Genomic DNA, 24684 nt, shown 5'->3' with positions numbered 1-24684 from the left:
TAAATGTGTTTGCTTGATTAAGCTAAACTAAGTTAAATAAAATTAAACTAATTTATTAAGTTCTTGTGGCTGTCCCKCAGCTGGCTCCAGATTTGTTTTATTTCGGCATAGGCCGCTTCCTGGCTTACTTTGCCATTGCCTTGTAGGGCAACAATCAGGCCAACTCTTTCTGCAAATTGCTCAAGATTTTGGTGAAAAGCTAATCTTTCAGGCGTCCAATCTTTGCCTCTGTAGTTAGTGAATGCCTCCAGGGGGGAATGGGTTCCTTCCTGCCCCTCAGGGATAGGATCGTTTRAGGGGGAACCCATCTGAGTCATTAAATTAAGCCATAAGCTTAGTTATTATGCACCCTTAGGGGCTGGCAGGCAGTAGCGGGGAGAACCTTTCCTTGTCAGGAATAGCAGCAAATGTACTCACAACCTCCCTAAACTTATCGCCATCAAGGCTTTCACTCTCGATTAAAAGTTCCACTAAACAATCCATACAGGGGCGCTGCTGCTCTAGAAGCGCCAAGGTGTCTTGATAGCACTTATCAACAATCAATCTYACCTGACCATCGATGCGATTGGTGATGGAGTCGGATACATCGCTGCGCGTCATTAGGTCGCGGCCAACAAAAACCTCTTGATTGCCCGCTTCAAGGGACATCGGACCCAGTTCGCTCATGCCAAAACGGGTAACCATTTGGCGTGCCATCCCGGCCACCTGCTGAATATCACCAGCTGCTCCAGTGGTTACTTCGGCATGGCCAAAAACAATTGCCTCTGCAGCACGGCCCCCCAGGGCACCCATGATGCGTGCCCTTAGTTGGGCACGGCTCACCAGCATTTGCTCTTCATCWGGGGAGAACCAGGTGAGGCCCTGGGCTTGTCCCCTGGGAATKAGGGTTACTTTCTGAACGGGATCATGGTGTTGAACAAGGGTTCCCACTAGGGCATGACCCACTTCGTGATAWGCGATCAAACGCTTGCTGCGGCCATCGGTAAGGGGTGTACCTTCCATGCCGGCAATTACACGATCTACGGCGTCGTCTATCTCAGCCAAGCCGGTGGCAGTTTTGCGGCGCCGCGCTGTGAGGATTGCAGCTTCATTAAGTAGGTTGGCGAGATCAGCACCGGTGAAGCCAGGGGTGCGCCTAGCGATCATTTCAAGGCTCACATCTTCCGCCAAAGTTTTATTGCGTGAATGCACCTTTAAAATGGAAAGCCTGCCCTTGATGTCAGGGGCATCCACACTCACCTGACGGTCGAATCTACCCGGACGCATCAGGGCGGAGTCAAGAACATCAGCCCTGTTTGTTGCAGCAATAATTATCACTCCGTTATTACCTTCAAATCCGTCCATTTCAGTGAGCAGCTGGTTAAGGGTTTGCTCCCTTTCGTCGTTGCCGCCGCCAATACCAGCACCCCTTTGACGGCCTACAGCATCTATTTCATCGATAAAAATCAAACAAGGGGCATTCTCCTTAGCCCGCTTAAACARGTCCCTTACTCGGCTTGCACCCACACCAACAAACATCTCAACAAATTCYGAGCCGGCYAGGGARAAGAAGGGCACACCAGCTTCGCCAGCGATSGCTTTTGCCAGGAGGGTTTTACCGGTTCCAGGGGGGCCTACAAGGAGCACACCCCTTGGAATAGTTGCACCAACGGCAGTRAATCTTTCCGGCTGTTTGAGAAAGGTAACTACYTCCTGGAGATCTTCTTTTGCTTCTTCAACTCCCGCCACATCATCAAATTTAACTCCGGTTTCAGCCTCCATTAAAAAGCGGGCTTTTGTTTTGCCGAATTGCATGGCYTGGCCAGGGCCCCCAGGCATGTTTGAGGAGCGGCGAGCCAATAAAACCAAAGAGCCAATGAGTAAAAGAGGAAATAACAAATTGCCTAAAACACCTARAACAGGMGGAGCACTGCGGGGGGGATGGATATCAAAACTGATCCCTTCTTCTTTTAATTTATTAACCAGTTCTGGTGCTAATCCAGGCAAATCAACCCGTAAACGTTGAACRCGGTTGTCGATATCTGGATCAACGGCTTCTACAACCGCACTGCGGCCACCATCAAAAATATCYACAGAAGTTACCCTTCCAGCATCCACATAATCGAGGAAGCGGCCGTAGGTCATGCGGGCTACGGCACTGTTGCGGGGTGCCAAATTTGGTTGATTAACAACCCGTGCCGGGCCACCGTTAGCAATTACCTGCCAGAGCAGAAATAAACCTAAGGAGATAGGTAAMGCCCAAAGCAGAACGGTGCGCCAACGGTTGTTCATGGATGGTTTTGCAGCCGCTGGCYAAAATTGTTTCGYAATTGTAAAGACCCTGAGAAGCCAGCGGGGCTCCCCCAGCGCTTTATTGCTTCAAAAGTTCAGTTACTGCCCATTGCAGCGATGGGGCAAAGGGTCGGATTTCAGCATTTTTTGGGCTYAAAACCTCACCACTGCGCAGTTCTGCCAAGCTGGCTAAMACCATGTCTTGACCCTCCAGGAGCGTTAGCTCCGTTAAGGGCACCCCAAGGGAACCACGGAAGAAATGGGCCACCCTTTGGGGGCTGCTTTGCACAAACCAGGGTTCTAGCTGGGTGGAGGTCCAGTTGATTTCCTCCAATAGCTCCCTTTGCACGGCTTCCATGGCTGTTTCCCCTGGCTCCAGATGACCGCCAAASAGGGCCCAGGTGCCCGGATACACGATTCCGGCAACGTCGTCCCTTAATTGCAGTAGCCATTTGCCCTGGCGCTCGAGCATGGCAAGGGCAACCTCTGGTGGATTCACAGGCGSCGCAGGGCAACAATTGGATCTAATTGGGCGGCCCGCCTTGCWGGCACCACCCCAAAAAAGAGGCCAATGGAGCCAGATAGGGCAACGGTGCTAGCAACGCTGGCCAGGCCGATGGCCGCTGGCAGGGGCGTTAAGGCCGCTACCGCCAGAACTGCCCCGAGCCCTATCAGGCTGCCCACCAACCCCCCCAAGCTCGACACCACGAGGGCTTCCACAAGRAATTGCAGCAACACATCGTTGCTGCGGGCACCTACGGCCTTGCGMAGGCCGATCTCTTGGGTGCGTTCACTWACAGACACCAACATGATGTTCATGATGCCAATACCTCCCACCAGAAGTGAAATCGCGCCTATGGCGCCAAGCATCAAGGTGAGSCCCCCGGTGATTGTTCCCACAATTGAAAGGGCATCTTTTTGGGAGCGCACAGCAAAGTCGTCTTCCCTGAGGATTTTGTGGCGCAGGCGCAGCAGATTACTGATCTGAAATTTGGCGGCACTCACCGATTTTTCATCTTTTGCTTCCACGCTCACAAAACTGAGGGAGGTGCCAAAGGTGGGATCTCTGCCACTCAGCCGACTCACCATGGTGCTGAGGGGCACGTAGGCGGCATCATCTTGGTTTTGGCCAAGAAAAGCTCCTTTTGAAGCCATGATCCCCACCACCTGGAACGACTGATTGCGGATGCGCACCTCCTTGCCGATTGGATAGCCCCCTGGCAGTAGGCGCGCCGCCAAGTCGGGGCCCAGCACCGCCACATTGCGGGCGCCTTGGAGGTCGGCATCACTAAAAAAACGACCCTGGGCCATATCAAAACGTCGCACCGCYAAAAATTCGGGGGTGATCCCGGAAACCGTTGCAGTGGCGCTTAAATCCCTTGCCCTTACCGTTTCGCTCAGGGTGATTTGGGGTGCCACACGGCCCACGCTTGGCACTTGCTCAAGGATGGCGTTGGCATCYTCTAAAACCAAGGTTTTGGGCGTTTCAATGCCGCGTCTACGGGTGTCGTTGTTGCCAGGCACCACAAACAACACATTTGCCCCAAGGGTGCTTAGTTGACCCTCTGCCAAGTTTTGAGCCCCCTTCCCAACCCCCACAAGGGTGATTACAGAGGCATTGCCAATCACGATGCCAAGCATTGTTAATGCTGAGCGCAAGCGATTCGAACTCAGGGCCCCAAGGGCCATGCCAATGGTGTCTTTTATGGGTAAACGGGCACTCATGGCCGATTAGCCAATGTTGTCGGCGCTGCTGTGGTCGTGCACATGGGTACCCCGGTGAACYACCCCATGGCGGATATCAAGCGTAACTACCTCACCTTGGCGCACATCACTGGTTACCTGTGCAACGCCCACAATCACGGGAATACCCAAGCGTTGGCCGATAACAGCGGCGTGGCTTTGACTGCCGTCTTCCTCTGTGATCACCCCGCCGGCGCGGCGGATCGCCTCCAGGTATGAAGCGGTGGTGTGGGACACCACCAAAATCTCACCGGGCTCGATGCCAGCTGCCTCCTCAGGGTTTTGGGCCARGCGCACCTTGCCGCTWACGGAAGCATTACCAAAACCGGTACCCCTGCCCAACACCGCAGAAACGATCCCAACTTTCACCAAATCAGTGGAACCACTCACGCCACTGAGGGTGCCGGCGGTTTGCACCACCAGGTCGCCCTCCTCTAGCAATCCCTGTTCTTGGGCAACACCCATGGCAATGCTGAAGGTGCGGCTGGTGGAACTTTGGGTGCTRATMACCAATGGRTTAACGCCCCAAACCAGTTGCAGCTGACGGGCCACCTTCACCTCGCTGGTAACAGCAAGGATGGGCGTGGAGGGGCGGAACTTACTCACATTTCTTGCCGTTGCACCACTTTTGGTTAAGGGCAGGATCGCRGCTGCATCCAGTTGATTTGCGATGGTGCTCACCGCTTGGCTGATGGCATTGGGAATCGTGCTGGCCAGCTGGGTATCCGGTTGGCGGTTTGGATAATTTTGCTCGATGCGCCTGGCGATGCGAGCCATGGTTTCCACCGCCTCCACCGGGTATTGGCCCACGGCGGTTTCGTTTGAAAGCATCACAGCATCGGTGCCATCGAGAATCGCATTGGCCACATCACTTACCTCGGCCCTAGTGGGCCTGGCGTTTGTGGCCATGCTGTCGAGCATTTGGGTGGCGGTRATTATCGGGATGCCCATCGAATTGGCCTTGCGGATTAATTCCTTTTGCAGCAGTGGCACCTCCTCTGCTGCCATYTCCACGCCGAGGTCACCGCGGGCAACCATTACCCCATGGCAGAGGGGCAGGATTGAATCGATTTGATCAATCGCTTCAAATTTTTCTATTTTTGCRATCACTGGGGTTCTATGGCCAAGGCTGCGAATCAACTCGCGAATCTCCTCCATRTCTGATGGATTGCGCACAAAGCTCAGGGCAACCCAATCCACCCCCAGCTGTAAGCCAAAGGCGAGGTCGTTGCGATCTTTAGCGGTTAGTGCCCGYACRGAAAGCAACACATCGGGGAAATTAACCCCCTTGTTATTGGAGAGCACCCCCCCCACGGTTACTTTGCAATGGAGGGTTTGTTCCTGTTGATCGATCCAATCAACCAGCATTTCCACCTTGCCGTCGTCCATCAGGATGCGACTGCCGGGTGGCACTTCAACCGCCAATTTGTCGTAGGTAACGGTGGCGATGTGTTGATCGCAGGCCACATCCCTTGCAGTTAGGGCAAAAGGGTCGCCTTTAGCCAGGGTTATGGGKCCAGCATTAAACCTACCGAGACGAATTTTGGGTCCCTGTAAATCTTGAAGAATGCCCACATGCATTCCCAATTTGTGGGCTACCTGACGAATTGTGGCTGCCCGCTGGGCATGTTCAGAGTGGTCGCCGTGGGAAAAATTGAGTCGAAAGGTGGTGGCGCCCGCAAGAATTAACTCGCGAATCATTTCCGGCGATTCGGTGGCGGGCCCGATGGTGGCGACAATCTTGGTGCGTCGCTGCAGGTCGGGCTTTGGCATGAACCGGGCTTGAGACGCAGCGGAAGCTATCACCCTACAGATCAAATGGAACTCAATTCCTATCAGCTCCTTGCCCGGCGAACGGCCCTCTACCCCCACCGAGGCAACAACATCCTTTATCCCACCTTGGGCCTGTGCGGTGAAGCCGGAGAAGTGGCAGACAAGGTAAAAAAGGTGTTACGTGATGGCGMCGGTGAGTTCAATAGCGAGCAAAAGCAGGCAATCGCCATGGAATTGGGCGATGTGCTCTGGTATGTGTCCCAATTGGCTGATGAGTTGGGTTTTGGCCTTGAGGCCATAGCCGAGGCAAATTTAGAAAAACTGCAAAGCCGCGCTGCCCGTAACGTGATCTCCGGCAGTGGTGATCAACGTTGATGGCTTCTTTACTGGGTTTACTTCTGGCAATTCTGTTGTTTTGGGCGCCCCCTGCTCTGGCAGCGGTTTTGCAGGTGTTGGAGGTAAAACTTGAACCCTGCCCCCAGGCMGATGTGGGTGCCCAACCGGAATTTCGCAGGCCCCTAGGGGCCAGCTGCTATGCCCTCAGCGGCGAGGTGCTGAACAGTGGAGCTAAACCGGTGGTTGATACYGATGTATTTGCCCAAATACTTGATGCCAGCGGAGAACCGGTTTTACAAAATCGCACCAGGGTTGGCTCCATCGGTGATGTGCAGCCAGGCCGTTCTGCCTTTGCCCTAAGGCTTTCGGTGCCTGCTGGCACCCCTGGCCCCCTTCAGGTGAGCCACGCCAAGGCCAAGGGCTTTAGCGCGCCCGTAAGGGCTAGGGCGGGTGTTAACGATGAACGTTTACCGCTTGAGCTGGAATTGAACTTGGAAGAATAAAAAAATTACTGAAAAGAGCTRAATGATGGTGCGGTGCTCATCGCCAACTGGCTCAGCAGGCCACCACCAATCTGCAGKGCAAAAAAGGCCACCAAAGCTGATAGATCAAGGCCGCCCAGGGGGGGGATAAGCCCGCGAAAAACATTCAGGTATGGGTCGGTTATCGAGCTCAAGGTTGAGAGCAATGGATTGCTCCAATCGAGGTTGGGGAACCAGCTCAGCAGCACYCGCACCACCAAAACAAAWGTGTAAATACTGAGGGTTTGGGCAAGCACCTGCAGAAAGGAGCTGAGGAGGAGGCTGCTGTCCATGGGATTAGGCGAATGGTTTAAATCTATCCAGCCTCACCGCCAGCGCTGCTTTTTACGCTGAAAGTGCGATGGAATTTTTCCGTGAGGCTTATCCAGAAAGAGCGGCCATCGCTTTGGCGCCTTCTTTCAATGAAACCCTGYTCCACCAGCTCTTTGATGTGGTCGTAGGCGCCGCTGCCCCGCAGGTCTACCAGCTCCGATTGCAGGATGCGTTTTTTTAGGGCAACGGTGGCAAGGGTGCGCAGGCTGGCCGTGCTGAGGTCTACGGGAACCAATTCCTGCACTAGATCACTGAGGTCGGCCCGTAATTGCAAACTGAAGCCAGCACTTTCCTGGCGGATTTCCAAGGCGGTGTCGCGATGGGCGTAGTCGGCCATCAAGGTAATCAGGGCAAGTTCCACCTCTTCAGGGGGGGAATGCACAAGCTCACTGAGTTGATGCAAGCTGAGGCAGCGGCCCTTCAGATARAGCACTGCCTCAAGTTGGGCCGGTAGGGAAAGGTTTGGATTTGCCACGGTTCACTTTAGGCATGCTCAAGTTAGAATGTTCAAATTAAAAATGTTTAYACTTGCAATAATCACACCAGAAATAATTGATAGGCCGGGTTCTTGGTTTCATCTGCCCAAGGCACCTTGAGCTGCCTAAGGAATWGCTGCCAATCACTTGATTGCTGCTTAGGAACCTGCACGCCCAGCACGATTCTTCCCACATCAGAGCCTTGATTGCGGTAGTGAAAAATCGAGATATTCCAACAGGGGTTTAATTCTTCAACAAAAGCCATCAAGGCACCTGGCCTCTCGGGAAATTCAAAGCGATAGAGCAATTCCTCCAGGTTGTTATCGCCAGATCCTTGGGGTAGGCGTCCGCCCACCATGTGGCGCAGGTGCAACTTTGCTAATTCATTGCCTGAAAGGTTCACGCAGGGAAAGCCCGCATTGATCAGCTTTTCWGCTAGGGCGGCAGCATCAGCTTTATTAATAATTTGTACACCGATAAAAATTTGAGCCTTCACCCCAGCAGCTAAGCGATAGCTAAATTCGGTGAGGTTGTGGGTGCCAAGCAAACGGCAAAATTGCCGCAAACTTCCKGCCCCCTCGGGAATTTCAACGGCAAACATCGCCTCCCGTTCTTCACCCAATTCGGCCCGTTCAGCTACAAAACGCAGCCTTTCAAAATTCATATTTGCGCCGCAGGCCACGGCCACCAATTGCTGACCCTTCGGGCGGCCWACGGCATCGGCCTTAAGCCCAGCTATGGCGAGGGCTCCGGCCGGCTCAAGAATTGAGCGGGTGTCTTCAAAAACATCTTTAATTGCCGCGCAGATGGCATCGCTATCCACCGTTACCATCCGATCCACCACCTGCTGGGCGAGCCGAAAGGTTTCCTGTCCCACTTGTTTTACGGCTACCCCATCGGCAAATAAACCCACCTGGTCAAGGCACACCCGCTTGCCGGCGGCAAGGGATTGGGTCATGGCATCGGCATCCACAGGTTCCACGCCGATGATYTCCACATCTGGCCACAGTGATTTCACGTAGGCGCCAACGCCGGCGATCAAGCCACCACCGCCAACTGCAAGGTAGATGGCATGGGGGGGCTCAGGGCACTGACGCAATATCTCCAGGCCGATGGTGCCCTGGCCAGCGATCACATCTGGATCATCAAAGGGGTGGATAAAACAAAGCTTGCGCTCGGCTTCCAATTCGCGGGCCCGTTCATGGGCTTCGTCGTAGGTATCACCGTGGAGCAACACCTCAGCACCCAGCCTTTGCACCGCTTCCACCTTTGTTCGCGGCGTTGTGAGGGGCATCACGATCAAAGCTTTGCAGCCAAGTTTTTGGGCCGCCAGGGCCACCCCCTGGGCGTGGTTGCCGGCACTTGCTGCGATCACCCCCTGCTCACGTTGCTTTTGGCTCAGTTGCACCATCTTGTTGAAGGCGCCGCGCAATTTGAATGAAAAAACCGGTTGCAGGTCTTCCCTTTTGAGTAAAACCCTTTGCCCAAGCCTTGCCGACAAGGTGGGTGCTGGCTCTAGGGGGGTAACAAGGGCTACGTCGTAGACCCTGGCCCTCAGGATTCGTTGTAGGTAACCCTGCATTGCGCCTCATTTCACACCTATATCTTCAGCCTTGGTGTGGGGGGCCTAGATTTAGTTACCACAGAAACGCGGCGGAATGCACCTCAGTGAGCTGAGTCATCCGAATCAATTGCACGGCCTAACCCTGCTGGAATTGGAGGCAATTGCCCGCCAGATCCGTGAAAAGCACCTGGAAACTGTTTCAACCAGCGGTGGTCATCTGGGCCCTGGCCTTGGGGTTGTTGAACTAACCCTGGCCCTCTATCAAACCCTCGACCTCGACCACGACCGGGTTGTTTGGGATGTGGGTCATCAGGCCTATCCCCACAAATTGATAACCGGCCGCTACGGCCAATTCCATACCCTTAGGCAACAGGGGGGAGTGGCTGGCTACTTAAAACGTTCTGAGAGCCGCTTTGATCATTTTGGCGCTGGCCATGCTTCCACGAGCATCTCCGCTGCCCTTGGCATGGCCCTGGCCAGGGATCGCCAGGGCTTAAGCCATAAATGCGTTGCCGTAATCGGTGATGGCGCCTTAACCGGTGGGATGGCCCTAGAGGCGATAAACCATGCGGGGCATTTGCCCCACACCAAATTCATGGTGGTGTTAAACGACAACGACATGTCGATATCACCACCSGTKGGKGCACTTTCCACCTATCTAAACCGGATGCGTTTAAGCCCACCGGTGCAATTTCTTAGTGGCAGTGCTGAGGAAGCTGTAAAAAGTTTGCCTTTTATGCACGGACAATTGCCATCGGAGTTGAGTCGTTTAAAGGAGGGAATGAAACGCCTAGCCGTGCCGAAAGTTGGGGCGGTATTCGAAGAGTTGGGATTCACCTATATGGGACCAGTTGATGGCCACGACATGGCTGCAATGATGCGCACTTTTCAGGCAGCCCACCGCTGCGATGGGCCTGTTYTAGTACATGTAGTTACCACCAAAGGCAAGGGATATCCCTATGCGGAAGCTGATCAAGTTGGTTATCACGCCCAATCTGCCTTTGATTTATCCACCGGAAAATCTTTTCCAGCAAAGCGACCAAAACCACCGAGCTACAGCAARGTGTTTGGTCAAACCCTTGTGAAACTCTGCGAGCAAAACAGCAATATTGTTGGCATAACAGCAGCGATGGCAACCGGTACCGGATTAGATCTGCTTCAAAAAGCACTACCGCAGCAATACATAGATGTTGGTATTGCTGAACAACATGCAGTAACCCTTGCAGCCGGCATGGCMKCCGAYGGATTAAGGCCAGTTGCTGCCATCTACAGCACCTTTTTGCAAAGGGCTTACGACCARCTAATTCATGATGTTGGCATTCAAAATCTTCCCGTTTGTTTTGTGATGGATCGGGCCGGCATCGTGGGAGCCGATGGTCCCACCCACCAGGGTCAATACGACATYTCTTACCTGCGYTGTATTCCGAATTTCACGGTGATGGCCCCGAAGGATGAGGCGGAATTGCAGCGGATGCTTGTTACTTGTATTGCCCATCCAGGACCCACAGCCCTTCGCATACCAAGGGGYGAGGGAGAAGGCGTTCCCTTGCTGGAGGAAGGCTGGGAGCCCTTAGAAATTGGCAGGGCTGAACAATTGGCTGAAGGTGATGATCTGCTGATTGTTGCCTATGGGGCCATGGTGGCGCCCGCCATGGCAACAGCCGGATTGCTCCAGGAGCAGGGGATAAGGGCTGCGGTTGTTAACGCCCGTTTCCTGAGGCCCCTTGATGAAAGTTTGCTTGTGCCCATGGCCCGCCGCATCGGCAGGGTAGTAACGATGGAGGAGGGGTGTCTGGCGGGGGGCTTTGGCGCTGCCGTGCTCGAGGCCCTTCAGGATCAGGATGTGTTGGTGCCGGTTTTACGCATTGGAATCCCCGACCAACTGGTAGACCACGCCAGTCCGGATCAATCCAAGCAGGCCCTTGGCCTMACACCAAGCCAAATGGCCCAAAGGATTTCCGATAAATTTGGCGTTGCCCTAAACCATCAATACCGCGAAGCTCAACCGGTGTGAGTGGAGAGTTTTGAGGTTTTAGTTGCTGGTGCTGGCCCAGCGGGGGGGGAGTTGGCCCGCTGTTTGGCCCAGGCCGGCGTGTCTGTTTGTTTAGTTGATCGTTTGGCTGATATGCGGCAGGCGGCATTTAGCAGCGCCGCCCTGCCCCTTGCCAGTGTTAGCCGTTTTGGTTTGCCTGCGGAGGTTTTGGCAGCTAGCTGGCACGGTTGGCAGCTGCTCGGACCGAATGCTATTTGGCATCAATGGCAGCAACAGCATGCCCTGGGGGCGGTGTTGGATTTTGGCGGCCTGCGCCACTGGTTAACGGTTCAGGTTCAGGCCCTTGGTGGTGAAGTGCGGCTCGCCAGCAGCGTTGTTGCAGTGGAAACCAATTCAAACAGCAATCAATTAATTACCAAATTGAGGGATCCCCATGGAAAAATCACAAAGGTGAAATCCAATTGGGTGGTTGATGCCACAGGCCAAAGCCGTTGCTTTATTGGTGAAACCAGCAACCTTGTTAAAGACCACCTACTGCTCGGAATCGGGCTTGAGTGGTTGTTAAAGGTAGATATGGGCCGTTGGCAGCACTGGAGTAAGAAACTCAGCTTTGCGCTTGGCAGTAGCTGGGTTCCCAATGGTTATGGCTGGGTATTTCCGATGCAGCCTGGCCTGTTGAAGGTGGGTGTGTGTCGTTTGCCTCCTCCTTGGCAAAGCAAGCAGCTAGGTGGCCTTGCCCTTGGCCAATTGCAAAAGCAAYTCCTCAAGGAGCTGGATTTGGGGGGAGCAACGGTTATTAATCGCCATGGCGGGGTGATCCGCAGCCGGGTGCAGCGGAGTGATTGCCATGGCCGTGGGCGGTTGCTTGCCCTTGGTGATGCAGTTAGCACCGCAAATTTGTTGGGTGGTGAGGGCATACGCCATGCCATGGAGAGCGCCAGGGTTCTATTGCCCTTGTTGCTCGATGCCCTTGCCAATCCAGGCGATGAAAAAGCAAATCAAGGCTTGATTAAAACCTATAMAAAAAAGCTCCAGGGGCAATTGGGAACCCGCTGGAGCTTGAGTGGACGCCTTGCTAAACGCACTTGGTGGGGCCTGGATAACAAGGCGGCAGATCAACGCATGGAGCGGTTGCTGCAGGGGCTAAACCATTGCAGCGCTGMGGATTTATCGGAACTGCTTTTTAACTACCGCTTTGAACGCTTCGGCCTGAGGGCTCTTCCCTATTTATTTGGCTAGGGGCTGGTGTTCAAAGAACACCAGAAGCTGCAAGGCCTTGAATTGCACCGATTCCGATGATGTGGCCAAGGCTGGTGGTGGCCAAAAGGGCGCCGTGGCCAAAGCCGCCAAAGAAACTGTTGTTTGGTAGAGCCAAACCCTCGTTTGGATATTTGATGGTTGCTTTGCCAATGGCGATGGCAATTACGTTGCAGAGGATCATCACTAAACCCACCTTGGGGGTCCAAGTAACCACTGCGGGGGTGAGTGCYAGTACTGGGCTGATCAGGGTTGGAATAACAGTCATTTTTTAGGGGGCCTTGGTGCGGCTAGTTGATCATCTTGCCCTGGGGCGGATTGTGCCGCAGGCCGTAAGACTTGTTCACTGCCGAAACCTAAAAGCAACACCAAATTGCTAAGGCTCAGGAATGCTTCTGCGCCGCCATGGAGCCAATCCACGTTGGCCAATTCCTGCCCATAGCGGTTAAGGGCAATGGTTGCTGCGCCAATGGTGATCGCCACAAATAAAAGTGTTAATGCAAAGCCCCAAAGGGCGAGAGGYGGAAAACGGCCACTGCGTTTTGCCCACCAAAGGAAAAGAAGGTATGGCAGCAGGGATGCTGCAAATAAAGGTGCTGCTGGATCGTTCATGGCAGCTGCGGTTTGGCCGAACGGGCAATTAACCAGGCGGCAGCCGCTAAGCAGCAGTTGCCCAGCAGGGTGAGGCTTGCTTGCAGGGTTACTAACCARTGCAAGTCAATGCTGTTATCAAAAAGGTGCCAGGTGCAGGCGCAAAGGGCACTRGCTAAGGCGGGCACCATGGCAAGGGCAAGCCAGCGCCATTCAGGCTCATGCTTTCTTTCTCCCCAGGCAACCACAGCAGCCATTGCAAGTAGCCACTCCAGCACTGAACTGAGGTGAATAACCCAGGTGTGAAAGGAAAGGATGTGCATTGCTGGCAATTTAGTAATGCCATGGCTCACACTGACAGGGGCATGGACGATCGCTGTGGTTCCCTCCCCAAACAAACTGCTGATCTGCGGTTATTACGGCGAACACAATCTTGGGGATGATGCTCTACTCCAGGCGCTTTTGGCCCAGGTGGGTGCTGGTTGCAATGTTGTTGTTACCGCAGCGGATCAGGTTCAAGTAGCTAAACGATTTGGTGTTCAAACCTGCAATCGCCGCAGCCTAAGCAGCACTCTTAGGGCATTGGCCCGTTGCGAGCTATTGATTTTTGGTGGTGGCAGTTTGCTGCAAGACAGCACAAGTTTTAAAAGTTTGATCTTCTATGCAGCCCTGATAATYGCGGCCCGGTTGCAGGGCAAAGCGGTTTTACTTTGGGGCCAGGGGCTGGGGCCCTTGAAGCGCTGGCCCAGTAGGCAATTGGTGCGTTTTCTCCTGGCAATTGTGCAGGCTGCCAGTTGGCGTGATCCAGGCTCCGCCGGATTGGCCCGCCAATTGGGCCGCAGCCCCATGGCCCCMGACCCCATTGGTGCTGATCCCGTGTGGTGCCTAGCCAAAGGCCATTGGCGCGGCCGTGGCGGACCAATAATTTTGGCTTGGCGGCCCACAGCATTGCTGCAMAACCACCAGTGGCGGGTTTTGCTTGAGGCCGTAGCCCAATTGGCCGAGCAAAACCATCGCCAGGTGTTGTGGATGCCTTTCCATGCCCATCAAGACCGGGGTTTATGGCAACAGCTCTATGCAAGGGGGCTGATGCCGGAATCCCTATGGAGATGCTCAAGGGAACTTTGCCTTGAACGGCCTGAAGAGGCCATGGCAGAGGCATCCCTGGCGGGGTTGGTGTTGGCAATGCGTTTGCACGCTCTGATCCTTGCCGCCTTAACTGGAGCACCCTGCACTGCCCTCAGCTACGACCCAAAGGTGGCAGCAGCAGCAGCAGGTTTGGGGTGCCCTTGCCTTGATTTGGCAGAGGTGCCTAACAATTCAGAAACTATTTATTCCAGCTGGAATAAACAACTGGATAAACCGCTATTGGGCGATCAAATAAATATTCAAATTAATAGCTCAGCMGTACATGGAATAATGCTAAAAAAGCAACTYAAACCAAGTTRWTATTAATTAARTTRTCAAAAATTAAATYATTAAAAAYCAACTTGTAAAATCAAACCTTGGCRAGGTTTACGCCCAGTTCCTTTGCAAATGCACCTAAGCCCTTCTTTTGAACAGTGCGCAGGGCCCTGGTGGAAAGCCGAATTTTTACCCAGCGGTTCCCTTCAGCCCACCAGAGCCTGCGGTAYTGCAGGTTCACCTGCTGCAGCTTTTTGGTGCGCACATGGGAGTGGCTAACGGCCATGCCGTTGTTGGCCCGTTGACCGGTTAGCTGGCACACCCGAGACATCTACTGAATTCCAAATAAGAACTAGCYCACTAGCTTAGCAAAGGAGYGGGGCATTGATTCAGAGGCCCCKYTCCATCAGCTGCCCCATCAGATCGCAACTGCGTTGTTGAAAACCAGCCAGCTGATTTGGCTCGAGGCCACCCACGGCCAACCTGGCCATCTCATAGAGGTGGCGGCTCAGCTGTTCCGCTAACACCTGGCTTGGGGAATTGGCCCCAGGGCTGGTTGTGAGCACCGCTCCAGATGAAAGCTTYAGCAATCCATCCACAAGGCGGTGACGACGGTTTACGAGCAGCACGTGGTGGTCTGGTAGGCCTGGCARCCTCTGTTCCATCAGRGCTCCCATGTCGTTTAGGCGGCGCATCTGCTCCGGCAAAAGAATTAAGGCTGCCGGTGCGTTTTCGCCCTTAAGGCTCTGCACCTGAATGGTGATTTTGTCGTTTGATAACGACTGCTTGAATAGATCGCGCAATTTTTCGCTTGCTTCTTTGCCATCGGCATCGGCAAGGCTTGGTTCCTGCTCTTGAAGGCTTGAATCCAGCTCGGAATCAACCCGCTGAAATTTCAATTCACCATGGCGCATTTCAAGCCARGGAATGAATTGAGCATCAATTAATGAATCAGCCAACAAAACYTCAGTCCCCTGKCCCTGCCAGAGGGCAAGGGCGCCGGCCTGGGCGGCTTCRTCGTTGCAATARAGAACCCGTTCCTTGTGRTTTGCATCGGTGCGGGATGTGTAACCGCTAAGGGTGGTGAARCTCTTTTCAGCGAATCGGATTGGATCTGGCTCTGGAGCGTCGCCCTGMTCATCGGAATTATCTGTCTTYAAGGTGGTGCCAAATARAATTATTTCTGCAATTTGATCAGCAAACTTATCATCTTCCATGGCACCAATTTTAATAAATGGAGCCACTGAATCCCATATTTCGGCATATCTGCTTGGATTATTTCGTTTTAATTCCTTGAGWCGATCACCAACYTTTTTAGCAACAAAACCACCAATTGAGCGCACCTTGCGRTCGGTTTGTAAGGCTGATCTGCTTACGTTTAAGGGGATATCTGGTGAATCGAGCACCCCGCGTAAAGGCAGCAGGTAGCGGGGRACAACCTCCTTAATTGAATCGCTTACAAATACTTGGTTGCAGTAAAGCCTAATTTCGCCCTTGTCCCAGTCCCCTCGGCCAGCGAGCTGGGGAAAATATAATATTCCTTGTAAATTGTATGGGTAATCGGTATTTAAATGCACCCATAGCAAGGGGTCGCCTTGAAAAGGRTAAAGATAGCGATATAAATTAAGGTARTCTTCGTCTTTTAAGTCCCTTGGGCTTTGTCTCCAGGGCGCCTCACGCTTGTTTACTGTTTCCCCATCRAGCTGAACTGCAACCGGCATGAAATCACAATAAGTTGTTATWAGATTGCGTATTCTTGCKGGCTCAATATATTCGAGTTCCTCATCTTGGAGATGTAAAATTATATCGGTGCCCGGTTCAGCCCTCTCGCCAGCTTCAAGGCTGAAGTTTGGCGAACCATCACAGCTCCAGCGCACTGCTTCTGAACCATCTTTTGCGCTGAGGCTGAGCAGCTCCACCTGTTTTGCAACCATGAAGCTGGAGTAGAAGCCAAGGCCAAAGTGGCCGATAATTGCATCGCTCTCCCGTTTGTATTTTTCTAGAAATTCCTCTGCGCTGGAGAAGGCAACTTGATTTATGTAGCGCTTCACCTCATCGGCTGTCATGCCGATGCCGTTGTCGCTGATGGTGAGGGTATTGGCTTCCCTATCTATTCGTATTTGAATGCAACCTTCAGGTCCTTCGCTGCAATCTCCAGCCATGGCAGCCATGCGCCTTTTGCTGATGGCATCGGTGCCATTACTAACTAATTCCCTAAGGAAAACCTCGTGGCCGCTATAAACTGCCTTCTTGATTATTGGAAAAATATTTTCGGTGTGAATCTGTATCTGACCTTTTTCTTCTAGCACCGTCATGRGTAGATCAATTAAAAACTTTTCAACCTTAGGCAGCTGCTCCTCCAAARCTCAAGGCCCCTTGAGGGTGGGTTCTCCGAACCGGCTTAGCTGATTTGCTGTAGTTCAGGGCGTTCCTCAGGCAAAATTGCACCCTCAACCGGGCACACTTGCAGGCAAATGCCACAATCGATGCAGGTTTGAAAATCAATCCAATAAAAGGCTGTTCCCTTGGGATTTGCCCCTTTGCCGGGGTGWATGCAGGCAACGGGGCAGGCATCAACACAGTCGGCAATGCCTTCACACACGTTGCTGATGATCGTGTGGGCCATCGGATTAATCCTCGTTRATGAAACTCTAAAATCYCAAAAGCAAAAATGCTTGYTGGTTGAYTAAAGATTGGAATCGAGCTTTTAGCTGAGCCAGTTGAGCAAGCTGATGCCTCGGGCCGCGGCATGWTTTTCTGCCTCCTCTTTTGTGTTGCAGGGRTGAGGCCARAGTTCAGCCTGTTCGCCGCGGCGGTGGCACTGCTGCTGGAGGTTTAGGGCTTGGTTCAGCAGCTCAGATCGCTGAAATGCCACGAGCCAACAGTTTTTGTTTGGAAGGGGGGCATGGCCGCTGGCATTGCCAAGCAAAACCCGCACCTCGCCAACGGAGAAACTAAAGCCCACCCCTGTGGCCTCGGCATCTAGAGGGCTGAATTTTTTCAACAATTTGTTGTAGCGGCCACCGTTGGCAATGGCCACTGGTGCATGGGGCCCCTGGCACACCAATTGCATTACCAAGCCGTCGTAGAGGGCGAATTGGGGTTGAAAGGTTGGATCTAGTTGCAAGCGAATTCCAACGCTGGCAGCAAGGGGCGCTATCGCCGAAAGCAACTCCTCAAGCTCATCCAGCAGTGCTGCAGGGCCAAGCAAGTTWTTAAGTTTTTCCAACACCAGCTTTGGYGTTCCCCTCAATTTGATTATTTGCAGCAGCAGTTGCAGTTGMTTGTTGTTTATGGCTATTTGTTTTAAACCCAGCTGATCCCCATGGCAGAGGGCCCGGCGGCAATTTTGCTGAACAGATGGCTCAATTTTTTCAAGCACTAGTTCAAGCAGCCCTTGGTGACCGATTAATAAACAGGGGGCGTGCTTTTCGTTTAGGGGTAGATGCCCTGCGGCATCAAGCAAAAGCCTGAGCAATTCAGCATCCCCAGCTGGGCTGGCGCTACCCATTAATTCAACGCCGCTTTGTAGTTGCTCGTTGATTTTTGGATTTTCGCCATCAAGCCTTTCAGCCAAAAAGATCGAGCCGCTGTAATGCAGTCGTAAAGGCCTTTGCAGCGCCTCKAGCCGAGTGCAAGCGGCCCTGGCAATGCTGGCTGTCATCTCTGGCCGCAGGCCTAAGGGCTCATCKGCAACAACCTGTAAAACCTGGGCTGAGGCGATAGCCCCCCCAGCTTCAAGGGTGTCTAAACGTTCGATGCTGGGGGGTGTTACCTCGCTGTAACCCCATAGCTGATAAACCTCGGCGAGGCGATCACAAATCCATCGRTTTGCCCCCACATCCTGGGGCAAAAGATCGCGGGCGCCGCTGGCGGGCTGCAAGGCCATGGGTGCTTACGCAACATCGGCCAAATCCTATGCTTTGTAAATCTCTTTAGGCATCGGTTGGCAGCTRGATAAACCAGCCAATAAAGGCTCCATWAGCCCTGGGCTGGATGCCACAACCCTGCCGCTAGCAAGATCCAGCGCTGAACCGTTGTAATCACACACAACTCCTCCGGCCGCCTCAATTAGGGCAACACCTGCTGCCAGGTCCCACGGCTGCAAACCCCTTTCCCAGTAGCCGTCTAGCCKCCCTGCTGCCACAAAGGCCAAATCAAGGGAGGCGGCGCCACCGCGYCTAACCCCATGGCTGCGGTGGGAGAAATAACAAAATTCGGTGTAGTTGTTGTTTTGCACTTCAAAGCGGTCGTAGGCAAATCCAGTTACCAGTAGTGATTCGCTTAAATCGTTGCAACCGGAAACYTGAAGCAGATCGCCGTTGCAATAGGCGCCTAGGCCATGGCCCCCCCAATAAGACTGCTGCAGGGCTGGGGCTTCAATGGCACCAAGAATTGGCTTGCCATTTTTTAGAAGCCCAACAGAACAGGCAAATAGGGGAAACCCATGGGCGTAGTTCGTGGTGCCATCAAGGGGATCTACGCACCACTGCAATTCGCCAAGGGGGCCTTGCAGGCCTGTTTCCTCGGCCAACACACCTATGAGCGGGCTGCGCTGATGCAGCACAGCAAGAACGGCTGCCTCAGCTGCTAGATCAGCTTCCGTAACCAGGTCGCCGGGCCTGCCTTTGCTACGCACTTGCTCAAGCTTTCCCCAGTGCTTCATTAAGGCATCGGAGCCAGCGGCCGCCGCTTCTTTGGCTATTTCAAGCAGTTCTAAAGGGCTTTGAGTGGGCATTGATCAATGGTCCTCAAGGGGGATTGCTTTGCGCACCCTGCCGCGGGCGAAGGCTTGGCCAAATTGCAATAAATAAACCTCATCCTCGGCTTGGGTTTCTGCAACCAAGGCGCCGCTCACCTGGGCAACGCAAAGGAGGGCATAGCCCTTTTGCTTAAGAGCGCGCGAAAGGCCAAGGGCTTCCGGCTGCTCCAGGTTGCCCTCAAGCACCCTTACGGCGCAAGCGGTGCAACAGCCATTCCTGCAGCTGAAGGGCAATGGCGTGCCAAGGGCCTCAAAGCCCTGGAGCACGTAGGAACCCTCTGGCAGATTGGCRCTATGGGTTTYCCCCCGTTGCCGGTCGTGGATGGTAACCCGATGAAGAACAGCCATGGGGAGTTAAGGGTTCAACTGCTAGGTTGCCACGGGCTATTCAAAGCCAGTTAAGGAGAGGTGGCCGAGTGGTCGAAGGCGCAGCACTGGAAATGCTGTATAGGGGCAACTCTATCGAGGGTTCGAATCCCTCCCTCTCCGTTTCAATTTGCAGCATGGCTACCTTGCCTTAAAGAAGCCACAAAGAAAGCTCCCCATTATTCAGGAACAGATTTTGTGGGAATTGTGGTTCTAGTGAGCAGCCGATCCGGATCAGTTGTTTTTGGTGTGGCAATTGGTTTGTTGCTAGCGCCCCTATCCTCAAGGGCCCAAATCAGTTCAATAAGCAGCAGTGGCTCCAGCACCGTCGCCCCCATAACAGAGCTKGCGATTAAGGAATATCGCAAAACTGGTGCTGCTGGCAAAGCATTATTCACGCCCGTAGTTGTTAATGGAACAGGGGCTGGGTTTAGGGATTTTTGCTCTGGAAAAACTGCAATTAGTAATGCATCACGGCCCATTAACACCAAGGAACTAAAAGCCTGTGCTGCAGCAAAAATTGATTTTTATGAACTGCCTATMGGCTTTGATGCGCTAACGGTAGTAGTAAATTCTGCAAACACCTGGGCCAAGAATATTTCCTTGATCGAACTTAAGAGACTTTGGTCCCGCGACGCCCAGGGCAGGGTGGAACGCTGGAATCAGGTGAATTTAGATTGGCCTGCAAAGCCAATTAATCTTTATGGACCTGGCAAGGATTCAGGTACATACGAATATTTTAACAAGGCTATTAATGGCGATGCCGATAATTCTAGGGCCGACTATAGCAGTAGTGAAGATGATAATATTATCGTAAAAAATATCAGCTCAGATCCCAATGGCCTCGCCTATTTCGGATTTGCCAATTACAAGGCCAATCAAGCCAAACTCCGCGCCCTAGCAATCGAGGGAGCGAAGGGCAGTGTTCTGCCATCYATCAAAAATGTTCAAAATGAAACCTATCAACCACTTTCTAGGCCAATATTTATTTATATTAATGGCAATCAAATAAAAAATAACCCATCCCTAAGGGCATTCATTGGCTTTTATTTGAGAAATGCAGCTGGTTTTGTTGCCAAAGAAGGCTACATCCCCCTATCTAATTCGCAATATCGAATCGTAGAAAACAAGCTGTTCCGTGATGTTCGCGGTAGTTCTTTCGCTGGTGAACTCCCCGTGGGTGCTGGCATAGGTGAATTACTTAATAGAAGCATCGATAGCAATAAAAGGCCAGAATTCCGCAATTAAAAAACCTCCCCTTGGGGAGGTTTTTGTATCTACCTTTTGGGGATAGCCTATATATTTAGATCAACCGAACCTACCGCTCACATATTCTTGGGTTGATTGTTGCTTTGGATTATTGAAGATGTTGGCTGTTTCATCAAATTCAACTAAGTAGCCCACCTTGCCACTGCCACCTTCAACGGCAACGGCATTGTAGAAGGCGGTCATGTCTGATACACGCACAGCCTGTTGCATGTTGTGGGTAACAATCACAATCGTGAACTCTTTCTTCAGTTCATGCATTGTTTCTTCAACTTTTAGAGTTGAGATCGGATCGAGCGCTGAGCAGGGCTCATCCATCAGAATTACATCAGGTTGGGTGGCGATTGTGCGGGCAATACAAAGCCTTTGCTGTTGGCCACCAGAAAGGGAATAACCACTCTCTTGAAGTTTGTCTTTGCATTCGTCCCAAACTGCTGCCCGGCGCAGGGAACGYTCAACCAACTCGTCCATGTCGCCGCTGTAGCCGTTTATCCTTGCCCCAAAGGCAATATTTTCATAGATGCTTTTTGGAAATGGGTTTGGCCTTTGAAACACCATGCCAATGCGCCTGCGCACTTCAACGGGATCCACCTTGGGTTCGTATAAATCCTGGCCTTCATAAATAATTCTGCCTTTTAGGCTAAAGCTTGGGATCAAATCATTCATCCGGTTAAAGCAGCGCAAAACAGTGCTTTTACCGCAGCCGGAGGGTCCGATGAATGCGGTTACCTTGCCGCGGGGCACCTCTAGAAAAACACTCTTAACAGCTTCAAAGGAGCCATAGCTRATCGTTACGTTGTCGCAGGTGATAGCAACCTGGTCGTCGGGAACGTCGGTGATGTGGGTGGTGAAGGTCATTTGAATTTTTTAGTGGAGATTTTTGTGTAGCTTGACAGTGGCTTGTTAACGCTGGGCAAAGCCAGAAATCCAGCGGGCAAAGATGTTCATTCCCAAGATCATAATTACCAAAACGAAAGARGCYGCCCAAGCCAGAGTGATTTGAGCCTCGTAGGGCATGATTGCAAAATTAAATATCAAAACAGACATTGTTGCGAGCGGTTTGAAAATACCCTCTGGCCAGAAAGGTGAAAAGAGTGCAGTAAATATAAGTGGAGCTGTTTCACCGGCGGATCTGGCAATTGCTAAAACAATGCCGGTTGCAATGGGTGCTACCGCAGCGGGTAAAACAACCTTCATTGTGGTAACAAACTTAGATGCCCCAACGCCAAGGGCACCCCATCTGAGTTCTTGGGGTACGAGCTTTAAACCTTCATCTGTGGTTTTAATAATTGTTGGGAGCATCAGCACAGAGAGGGCCAAGCCGCCGGCTACAGCCGAATAACTATTGCCAAACAAAACTCTTGTTGAAACCACCAAACCATARATAAACACACCGGCGATAATTGARGGTACACCCGCCAATACATTGGTACCGAATCTCACAAACTCTGCAAATTTATTGCCCTGGGAAAATTCAGCCAAATAAATGCCACCACCAACGCCTACTGGAACAGAAAATACAACCGAAATCAGGGTTACAAGGAGGGTGCCCAAAAGCGCATTTCCAATGCCACCGCCTTCAAGTCCTGGTGGGGGTGGCAGTTGAACAAACATTAATGGCCTGATAACTGAAATACCCTTAAAGAGCACATAGGCAATAACAAAAATCAGCGGCAGAACGGCAATTGTTGCAAACGCGGAGGCCAGGCCAGTCATGAAAMCGTTGGCCTGGTTCCTAAGTAGACCTGGTTTGCGGTGCAGTGACGTTGGARTGAAGTTGGAAAYTGAWGATGTCATTTTAGTAAATTAAAGTTTTGGGTGAGATTGATTTGTTGTTACTCATATTTTAAGCTCAACCGCTTAACTATCCATTGGGCTAGCACATTAACWATAAAAGTTATTATCATTAAAACCAAAGCTGCATACATTAAAGCTGAAACCTGTACGCCATCAGCTTCGCCAAACTGGTTGGCAAGTAATGCGGCAATAGTATTGCCAGGGGCAAACCAAGAAAGATTAAAGCTTGTTGAGTTGCCGATAATCATCGTTACAGCCATCGTTTCTCCCATGGCCCTGCCAAGGGCAAGCATGATTCCGCCGATGATTCCAGAAATGGCTGCTGGTAAGAGAACTTGAAAAATTGCAGTCCAGCGGGTTGCACCAATTCCGTAGGCGGCCTGGCGTAGATCAGGGGGCACTTGATTTAAGCAATCCCTTGAGATTGCCGTGATAATCGGCAGGAGCATAACCACCAAGATCAAAACGGCAGGCATAAAACCTGGGCCGTTGGCRGGCGTGCTGAAAAAAGGAATAAATCCCAAGTTGTTATGGATCAGATTTAATACTGGCCTGATCGATGGCTCAAGAACAAATATCGCCCATAATCCCAAAACAACGGAAGGAATTGCAGCGAGCAACTCAACCATATTTGAAATGATCGTTCGATATTTCAAGGCGATAAAATTTTCAGTTAAGAATATTGCTGTGCCAACACCGAGAGGAACAGCTAAAACCAATGCCAACACGGAGGTTAAAATTGTGCCATATATGGCAGTGAAGGCACCAAATTTCTCTTCAACTGGATTCCAGGTGGTGCTGGTGAGAAAGTTAATACCAAATAATTTAATTGCCTCCCTCGCTTCCCAAAAAACAACAAGAAATATGCCAAAAAGAATAATTCCCACCAGAGCTGCCAGCGCAGTTACCAAAGAGCGGAAGCCGTTGTCTAGCAATTTGTCACTTGCTGGTCTGTGGCGCAGGGTGTAGAGCAGATCTCTGCGGGTTGCTTCCATAAATCAAATTGCAGAAACCTAAGCATGCTGGAGGATGCTTAACTGCAAGTTAAGCTATTTGGATAGAACAAAAAAAAGGGGGGCAAATTGCCCCCCTTTGGTAAAGAATTTAAAAATTAAGTTAAAACTAGATTTAAAAAACTAGATTTAAATAATTAATTAAAAGACCTAACTATTTACCAATTTGCTTAACAGCAGCCTTGGCCTTGGCAAGAATGTTGCCTTCTAGGGGCACATAACCAAGATCGTCTGCCAATTTCTGAGCCGCAGGGCTCAGGGCGTAGTTCAAAGCCTTTTGGATGGCTTGAGTTTTATCTCCGTTCCCGGTTTTGTAGGCCAGGATCCAAGTAAGAGTAACGATGGGGTAGCTCTTAGCGCCAGCGGGATTGGGATCTTCGCCAGCATTCATGTCGTTGAGCTTGATGTTGTCTAGGCCAGCGGCACCRGAAACAGCTGTGGGCTTAACGAATTGACGAGCTTTGTTTTGAACAGCCGCGGCTTTGATAACGCCACGAACATAGGATTGGTTGAGGTAACCAATTGAACCTGGGGTTTGTTGGATTACACCAGCAACTCCTTCGTTGCCCTTGCCGCCAACACCAACTGGCCACTGCACRCTCTTACCTTCGCCAACTTTGCTCTTCCACTCAGGAGAAAAAGTTGARAGGCTGTTGGTGAATGCAAATGTTGTACCTGAACCGTCGGAACGGTGGGCTACGGAGATGGGGCCCGCGGCACACTTAAGTTCCTTCCAGTCGGTAATGTTGCCAAGGAAGATATCAGCAACTTGTTTTTGGGTAAGCTTCAGCTCACAACCGGGCTTGTTGTAGGCAACGGCKATGGAGCCGCCAACCATGGGGATTTGAACAACGCCACGGCTAACTTTGGCAGCYTCTGAATCTTTGATTGGTTCGTCGGGCGCCCCGAAGTCAACTGTTCCAGCTACGTACTGACGAACGCCAGCGCCAGAGCCAACAGACTGGTAATTAACCTGGCTWCCGCCTTTAGTGTTGGCGTAGTCGGCAAACCAGCGTTGRTAAATGGGRGCWGGRAAWGWTGCWCCGGCACCACTGATGGTGGYTTGGGCAAGCACGGGCAAAATTGTGGCAGTGCTAAGGGCCGCAATGGCGCTAAAAGCAACCGCTTTCTTGGCAACAGRCATGGGAGCCAACTTTGGTTCAAACGWTTAATAAGTTCTTTTTCTTAAGGCTGCGTTATCGCCTCGGGGCTGACTGG

27 protein-coding genes and 1 tRNA gene are annotated in these 24684 nt (G+C 52.0%); 7 read left to right on the top strand and 21 right to left on the bottom strand.

Going from position 1 to position 24684, the window contains the following annotated elements; all coding sequences use genetic code 11:
- Positions 1–47: 47 nt before the first annotated feature.
- The 5 genes from C7K08_RS02080 to pyk form a co-directional block, all read right to left on the bottom strand.
- On the bottom strand, positions 48–308 hold the full coding sequence (locus C7K08_RS02080) for a DUF7219 family protein (protein WP_106498984.1): 261 nt from the start codon (positions 306–308) through the stop codon (positions 48–50).
- 43 nt (positions 309–351) lie between these two features.
- The gene (gene ftsH / locus C7K08_RS02075) at positions 352–2271 is read right to left on the bottom strand and encodes an ATP-dependent zinc metalloprotease FtsH (RefSeq protein WP_106498983.1); all 1920 of its coding nucleotides are present in this window, start codon (positions 2269–2271) and stop codon (positions 352–354) included.
- A gap of 79 nt (positions 2272–2350) precedes the next feature.
- Positions 2351–2770, bottom strand: coding sequence for an NUDIX hydrolase (locus C7K08_RS02070; protein ID WP_255098255.1), 420 nt, complete (start codon positions 2768–2770; stop codon positions 2351–2353).
- Positions 2767–3996 carry an ABC transporter permease gene (locus tag C7K08_RS02065; protein ID WP_106498982.1) on the bottom strand — a complete coding sequence of 410 codons (1230 nt, stop codon included), beginning with the start codon at positions 3994–3996 and terminating at the stop codon, positions 2767–2769. The genes C7K08_RS02070 and C7K08_RS02065 overlap by 4 nt, the downstream gene beginning before the upstream one ends.
- Positions 3997–4002: 6 nt before the next feature.
- On the bottom strand, positions 4003–5787 hold the full coding sequence (gene pyk / locus C7K08_RS02060) for a pyruvate kinase (protein WP_106498981.1): 1785 nt from the start codon (positions 5785–5787) through the stop codon (positions 4003–4005).
- 45 nt (positions 5788–5832) lie between these two features.
- Here pyk and C7K08_RS02055 point away from each other — a divergent pair, with 45 nt between their 5' ends.
- Both C7K08_RS02055 and C7K08_RS02050 read left to right on the top strand, forming a co-directional pair.
- Positions 5833–6162 carry a nucleoside triphosphate pyrophosphohydrolase family protein gene (locus C7K08_RS02055; RefSeq protein WP_106498980.1) on the top strand — a complete coding sequence of 110 codons (330 nt, stop codon included), beginning with the start codon at positions 5833–5835 and terminating at the stop codon, positions 6160–6162.
- On the top strand, positions 6162–6626 hold the full coding sequence (locus C7K08_RS02050) for a hypothetical protein (protein WP_106498979.1): 465 nt from the start codon (positions 6162–6164) through the stop codon (positions 6624–6626). Before C7K08_RS02055 ends, C7K08_RS02050 begins: the two co-directional genes overlap by 1 nt.
- Before the next feature lie 5 nt (positions 6627–6631).
- Here the strand turns inward: C7K08_RS02050 and C7K08_RS02045 are convergent, their stop codons facing one another.
- The 3 genes from C7K08_RS02045 to ilvA form a co-directional block, all read right to left on the bottom strand.
- Positions 6632–6937: a YggT family protein gene (locus C7K08_RS02045; RefSeq protein ID WP_106498978.1), complete on the bottom strand. Its 306-nt coding sequence runs from the start codon at positions 6935–6937 to the stop codon at positions 6632–6634.
- Positions 6938–6960: 23 nt separating this feature from the next.
- Positions 6961–7452, bottom strand: a complete 492-nt coding sequence (gene scpB, locus C7K08_RS02040) for an SMC-Scp complex subunit ScpB (protein WP_106498977.1) — start codon at positions 7450–7452, stop codon at positions 6961–6963.
- A gap of 62 nt (positions 7453–7514) precedes the next feature.
- Entirely contained in the window at positions 7515–9035 is a 1521-nt protein-coding gene (gene ilvA, locus C7K08_RS02035) for a threonine ammonia-lyase, biosynthetic (RefSeq protein WP_106498976.1), read from the bottom strand.
- Between the two features lie 76 nt (positions 9036–9111).
- On the opposite strand from ilvA, the gene dxs reads away from it, so the two are divergent.
- Together dxs and C7K08_RS02025 are read left to right on the top strand one after the other, a co-directional pair.
- Complete coding sequence (gene dxs / locus C7K08_RS02030) at positions 9112–11031, top strand: 1-deoxy-D-xylulose-5-phosphate synthase (protein WP_106498975.1); 1920 nt, start codon at positions 9112–9114, stop codon at positions 11029–11031.
- On the top strand, positions 11032–12249 hold the full coding sequence (locus C7K08_RS02025) for an NAD(P)/FAD-dependent oxidoreductase (protein ID WP_106498974.1): 1218 nt from the start codon (positions 11032–11034) through the stop codon (positions 12247–12249).
- Positions 12250–12259: 10 nt separating this feature from the next.
- Here the strand turns inward: C7K08_RS02025 and psaK are convergent, their stop codons facing one another.
- From psaK to C7K08_RS02010, 3 genes are read right to left on the bottom strand one after another with little or no spacing between them, the layout of a single operon-like run.
- Entirely contained in the window at positions 12260–12535 is a 276-nt protein-coding gene (psaK, locus tag C7K08_RS02020) for a photosystem I reaction center subunit PsaK (protein WP_106498973.1), read from the bottom strand.
- Positions 12532–12879, bottom strand: coding sequence for a DUF3593 domain-containing protein (locus C7K08_RS02015; RefSeq protein ID WP_106498972.1), 348 nt, complete (start codon positions 12877–12879; stop codon positions 12532–12534). The genes psaK and C7K08_RS02015 overlap by 4 nt, the downstream gene beginning before the upstream one ends.
- Entirely contained in the window at positions 12876–13181 is a 306-nt protein-coding gene (locus C7K08_RS02010; RefSeq protein WP_106498971.1) for a DUF2499 domain-containing protein, read from the bottom strand. The genes C7K08_RS02015 and C7K08_RS02010 overlap by 4 nt, the downstream gene beginning before the upstream one ends.
- Before the next feature lie 16 nt (positions 13182–13197).
- Between C7K08_RS02010 and csaB the strand changes: the two genes are divergently transcribed.
- Positions 13198–14313: a polysaccharide pyruvyl transferase CsaB gene (gene csaB, locus C7K08_RS02005; RefSeq protein WP_106499009.1), complete on the top strand. Its 1116-nt coding sequence runs from the start codon at positions 13198–13200 to the stop codon at positions 14311–14313.
- Between the two features lie 43 nt (positions 14314–14356).
- On the opposite strand, the gene rpmB is transcribed toward csaB, so the two are convergent.
- The 6 genes from rpmB to C7K08_RS01975 form a co-directional block, all read right to left on the bottom strand.
- The gene (gene rpmB / locus C7K08_RS02000; protein WP_106498970.1) at positions 14357–14593 is read right to left on the bottom strand and encodes a 50S ribosomal protein L28; all 237 of its coding nucleotides are present in this window, start codon (positions 14591–14593) and stop codon (positions 14357–14359) included.
- Positions 14594–14651: 58 nt separating this feature from the next.
- A complete protein-coding gene (htpG, locus tag C7K08_RS01995; RefSeq protein ID WP_106499008.1) occupies positions 14652–16577 on the bottom strand; it encodes a molecular chaperone HtpG in 1926 nt (641 codons plus the stop codon).
- A gap of 86 nt (positions 16578–16663) precedes the next feature.
- Positions 16664–16888: an indolepyruvate ferredoxin oxidoreductase subunit alpha gene (locus tag C7K08_RS01990; protein ID WP_106498969.1), complete on the bottom strand. Its 225-nt coding sequence runs from the start codon at positions 16886–16888 to the stop codon at positions 16664–16666.
- 81 nt (positions 16889–16969) lie between these two features.
- Positions 16970–18151 (bottom strand): ATP phosphoribosyltransferase regulatory subunit, encoded by a 1182-nt coding sequence (locus tag C7K08_RS01985; protein ID WP_106498968.1) that lies wholly within the window; start codon positions 18149–18151, stop codon positions 16970–16972.
- A gap of 27 nt (positions 18152–18178) precedes the next feature.
- Positions 18179–19000: an inositol monophosphatase family protein gene (locus C7K08_RS01980; RefSeq protein ID WP_106498967.1), complete on the bottom strand. Its 822-nt coding sequence runs from the start codon at positions 18998–19000 to the stop codon at positions 18179–18181.
- Between the two features lie 3 nt (positions 19001–19003).
- Positions 19004–19372, bottom strand: a complete 369-nt coding sequence (locus tag C7K08_RS01975; RefSeq protein ID WP_106498966.1) for a 2Fe-2S iron-sulfur cluster-binding protein — start codon at positions 19370–19372, stop codon at positions 19004–19006.
- Positions 19373–19426: 54 nt separating this feature from the next.
- Between C7K08_RS01975 and C7K08_RS01970 the strand changes: the two genes are divergently transcribed.
- A tRNA-Ser gene (locus C7K08_RS01970) sits at positions 19427–19513 on the top strand.
- 93 nt (positions 19514–19606) lie between these two features.
- On the top strand, positions 19607–20638 hold the full coding sequence (locus tag C7K08_RS01965; protein ID WP_241536967.1) for a PstS family phosphate ABC transporter substrate-binding protein: 1032 nt from the start codon (positions 19607–19609) through the stop codon (positions 20636–20638).
- Positions 20639–20698: 60 nt separating this feature from the next.
- Here the strand turns inward: C7K08_RS01965 and pstB are convergent, their stop codons facing one another.
- From pstB to pstS, 4 genes are all read right to left on the bottom strand, one after another.
- On the bottom strand, positions 20699–21514 hold the full coding sequence (gene pstB, locus C7K08_RS01960) for a phosphate ABC transporter ATP-binding protein PstB (protein WP_106498965.1): 816 nt from the start codon (positions 21512–21514) through the stop codon (positions 20699–20701).
- A 45-nt stretch (positions 21515–21559) separates the two neighbouring features.
- Positions 21560–22453 carry a phosphate ABC transporter permease PstA gene (gene pstA, locus C7K08_RS01955; protein ID WP_106498964.1) on the bottom strand — a complete coding sequence of 298 codons (894 nt, stop codon included), beginning with the start codon at positions 22451–22453 and terminating at the stop codon, positions 21560–21562.
- 38 nt (positions 22454–22491) lie between these two features.
- Positions 22492–23448, bottom strand: a complete 957-nt coding sequence (gene pstC / locus C7K08_RS01950) for a phosphate ABC transporter permease subunit PstC (RefSeq protein ID WP_106498963.1) — start codon at positions 23446–23448, stop codon at positions 22492–22494.
- 172 nt (positions 23449–23620) lie between these two features.
- Positions 23621–24610, bottom strand: coding sequence for a phosphate ABC transporter substrate-binding protein PstS (gene pstS, locus C7K08_RS01945; RefSeq protein ID WP_106498962.1), 990 nt, complete (start codon positions 24608–24610; stop codon positions 23621–23623).
- Between the last annotated feature and the right edge of the window lie 74 nt (positions 24611–24684).

Origin of the sequence: Synechococcus lacustris str. Tous (assembly GCF_003011125.1) — a bacterium.
Lineage (GTDB): Bacteria > Cyanobacteriota > Cyanobacteriia > PCC-6307 > Cyanobiaceae > Synechococcus_D > Synechococcus_D lacustris.
Note: the sequence above shows the minus strand (reverse complement) of the source record. Positions and strands in the feature narration are given on the sequence as shown.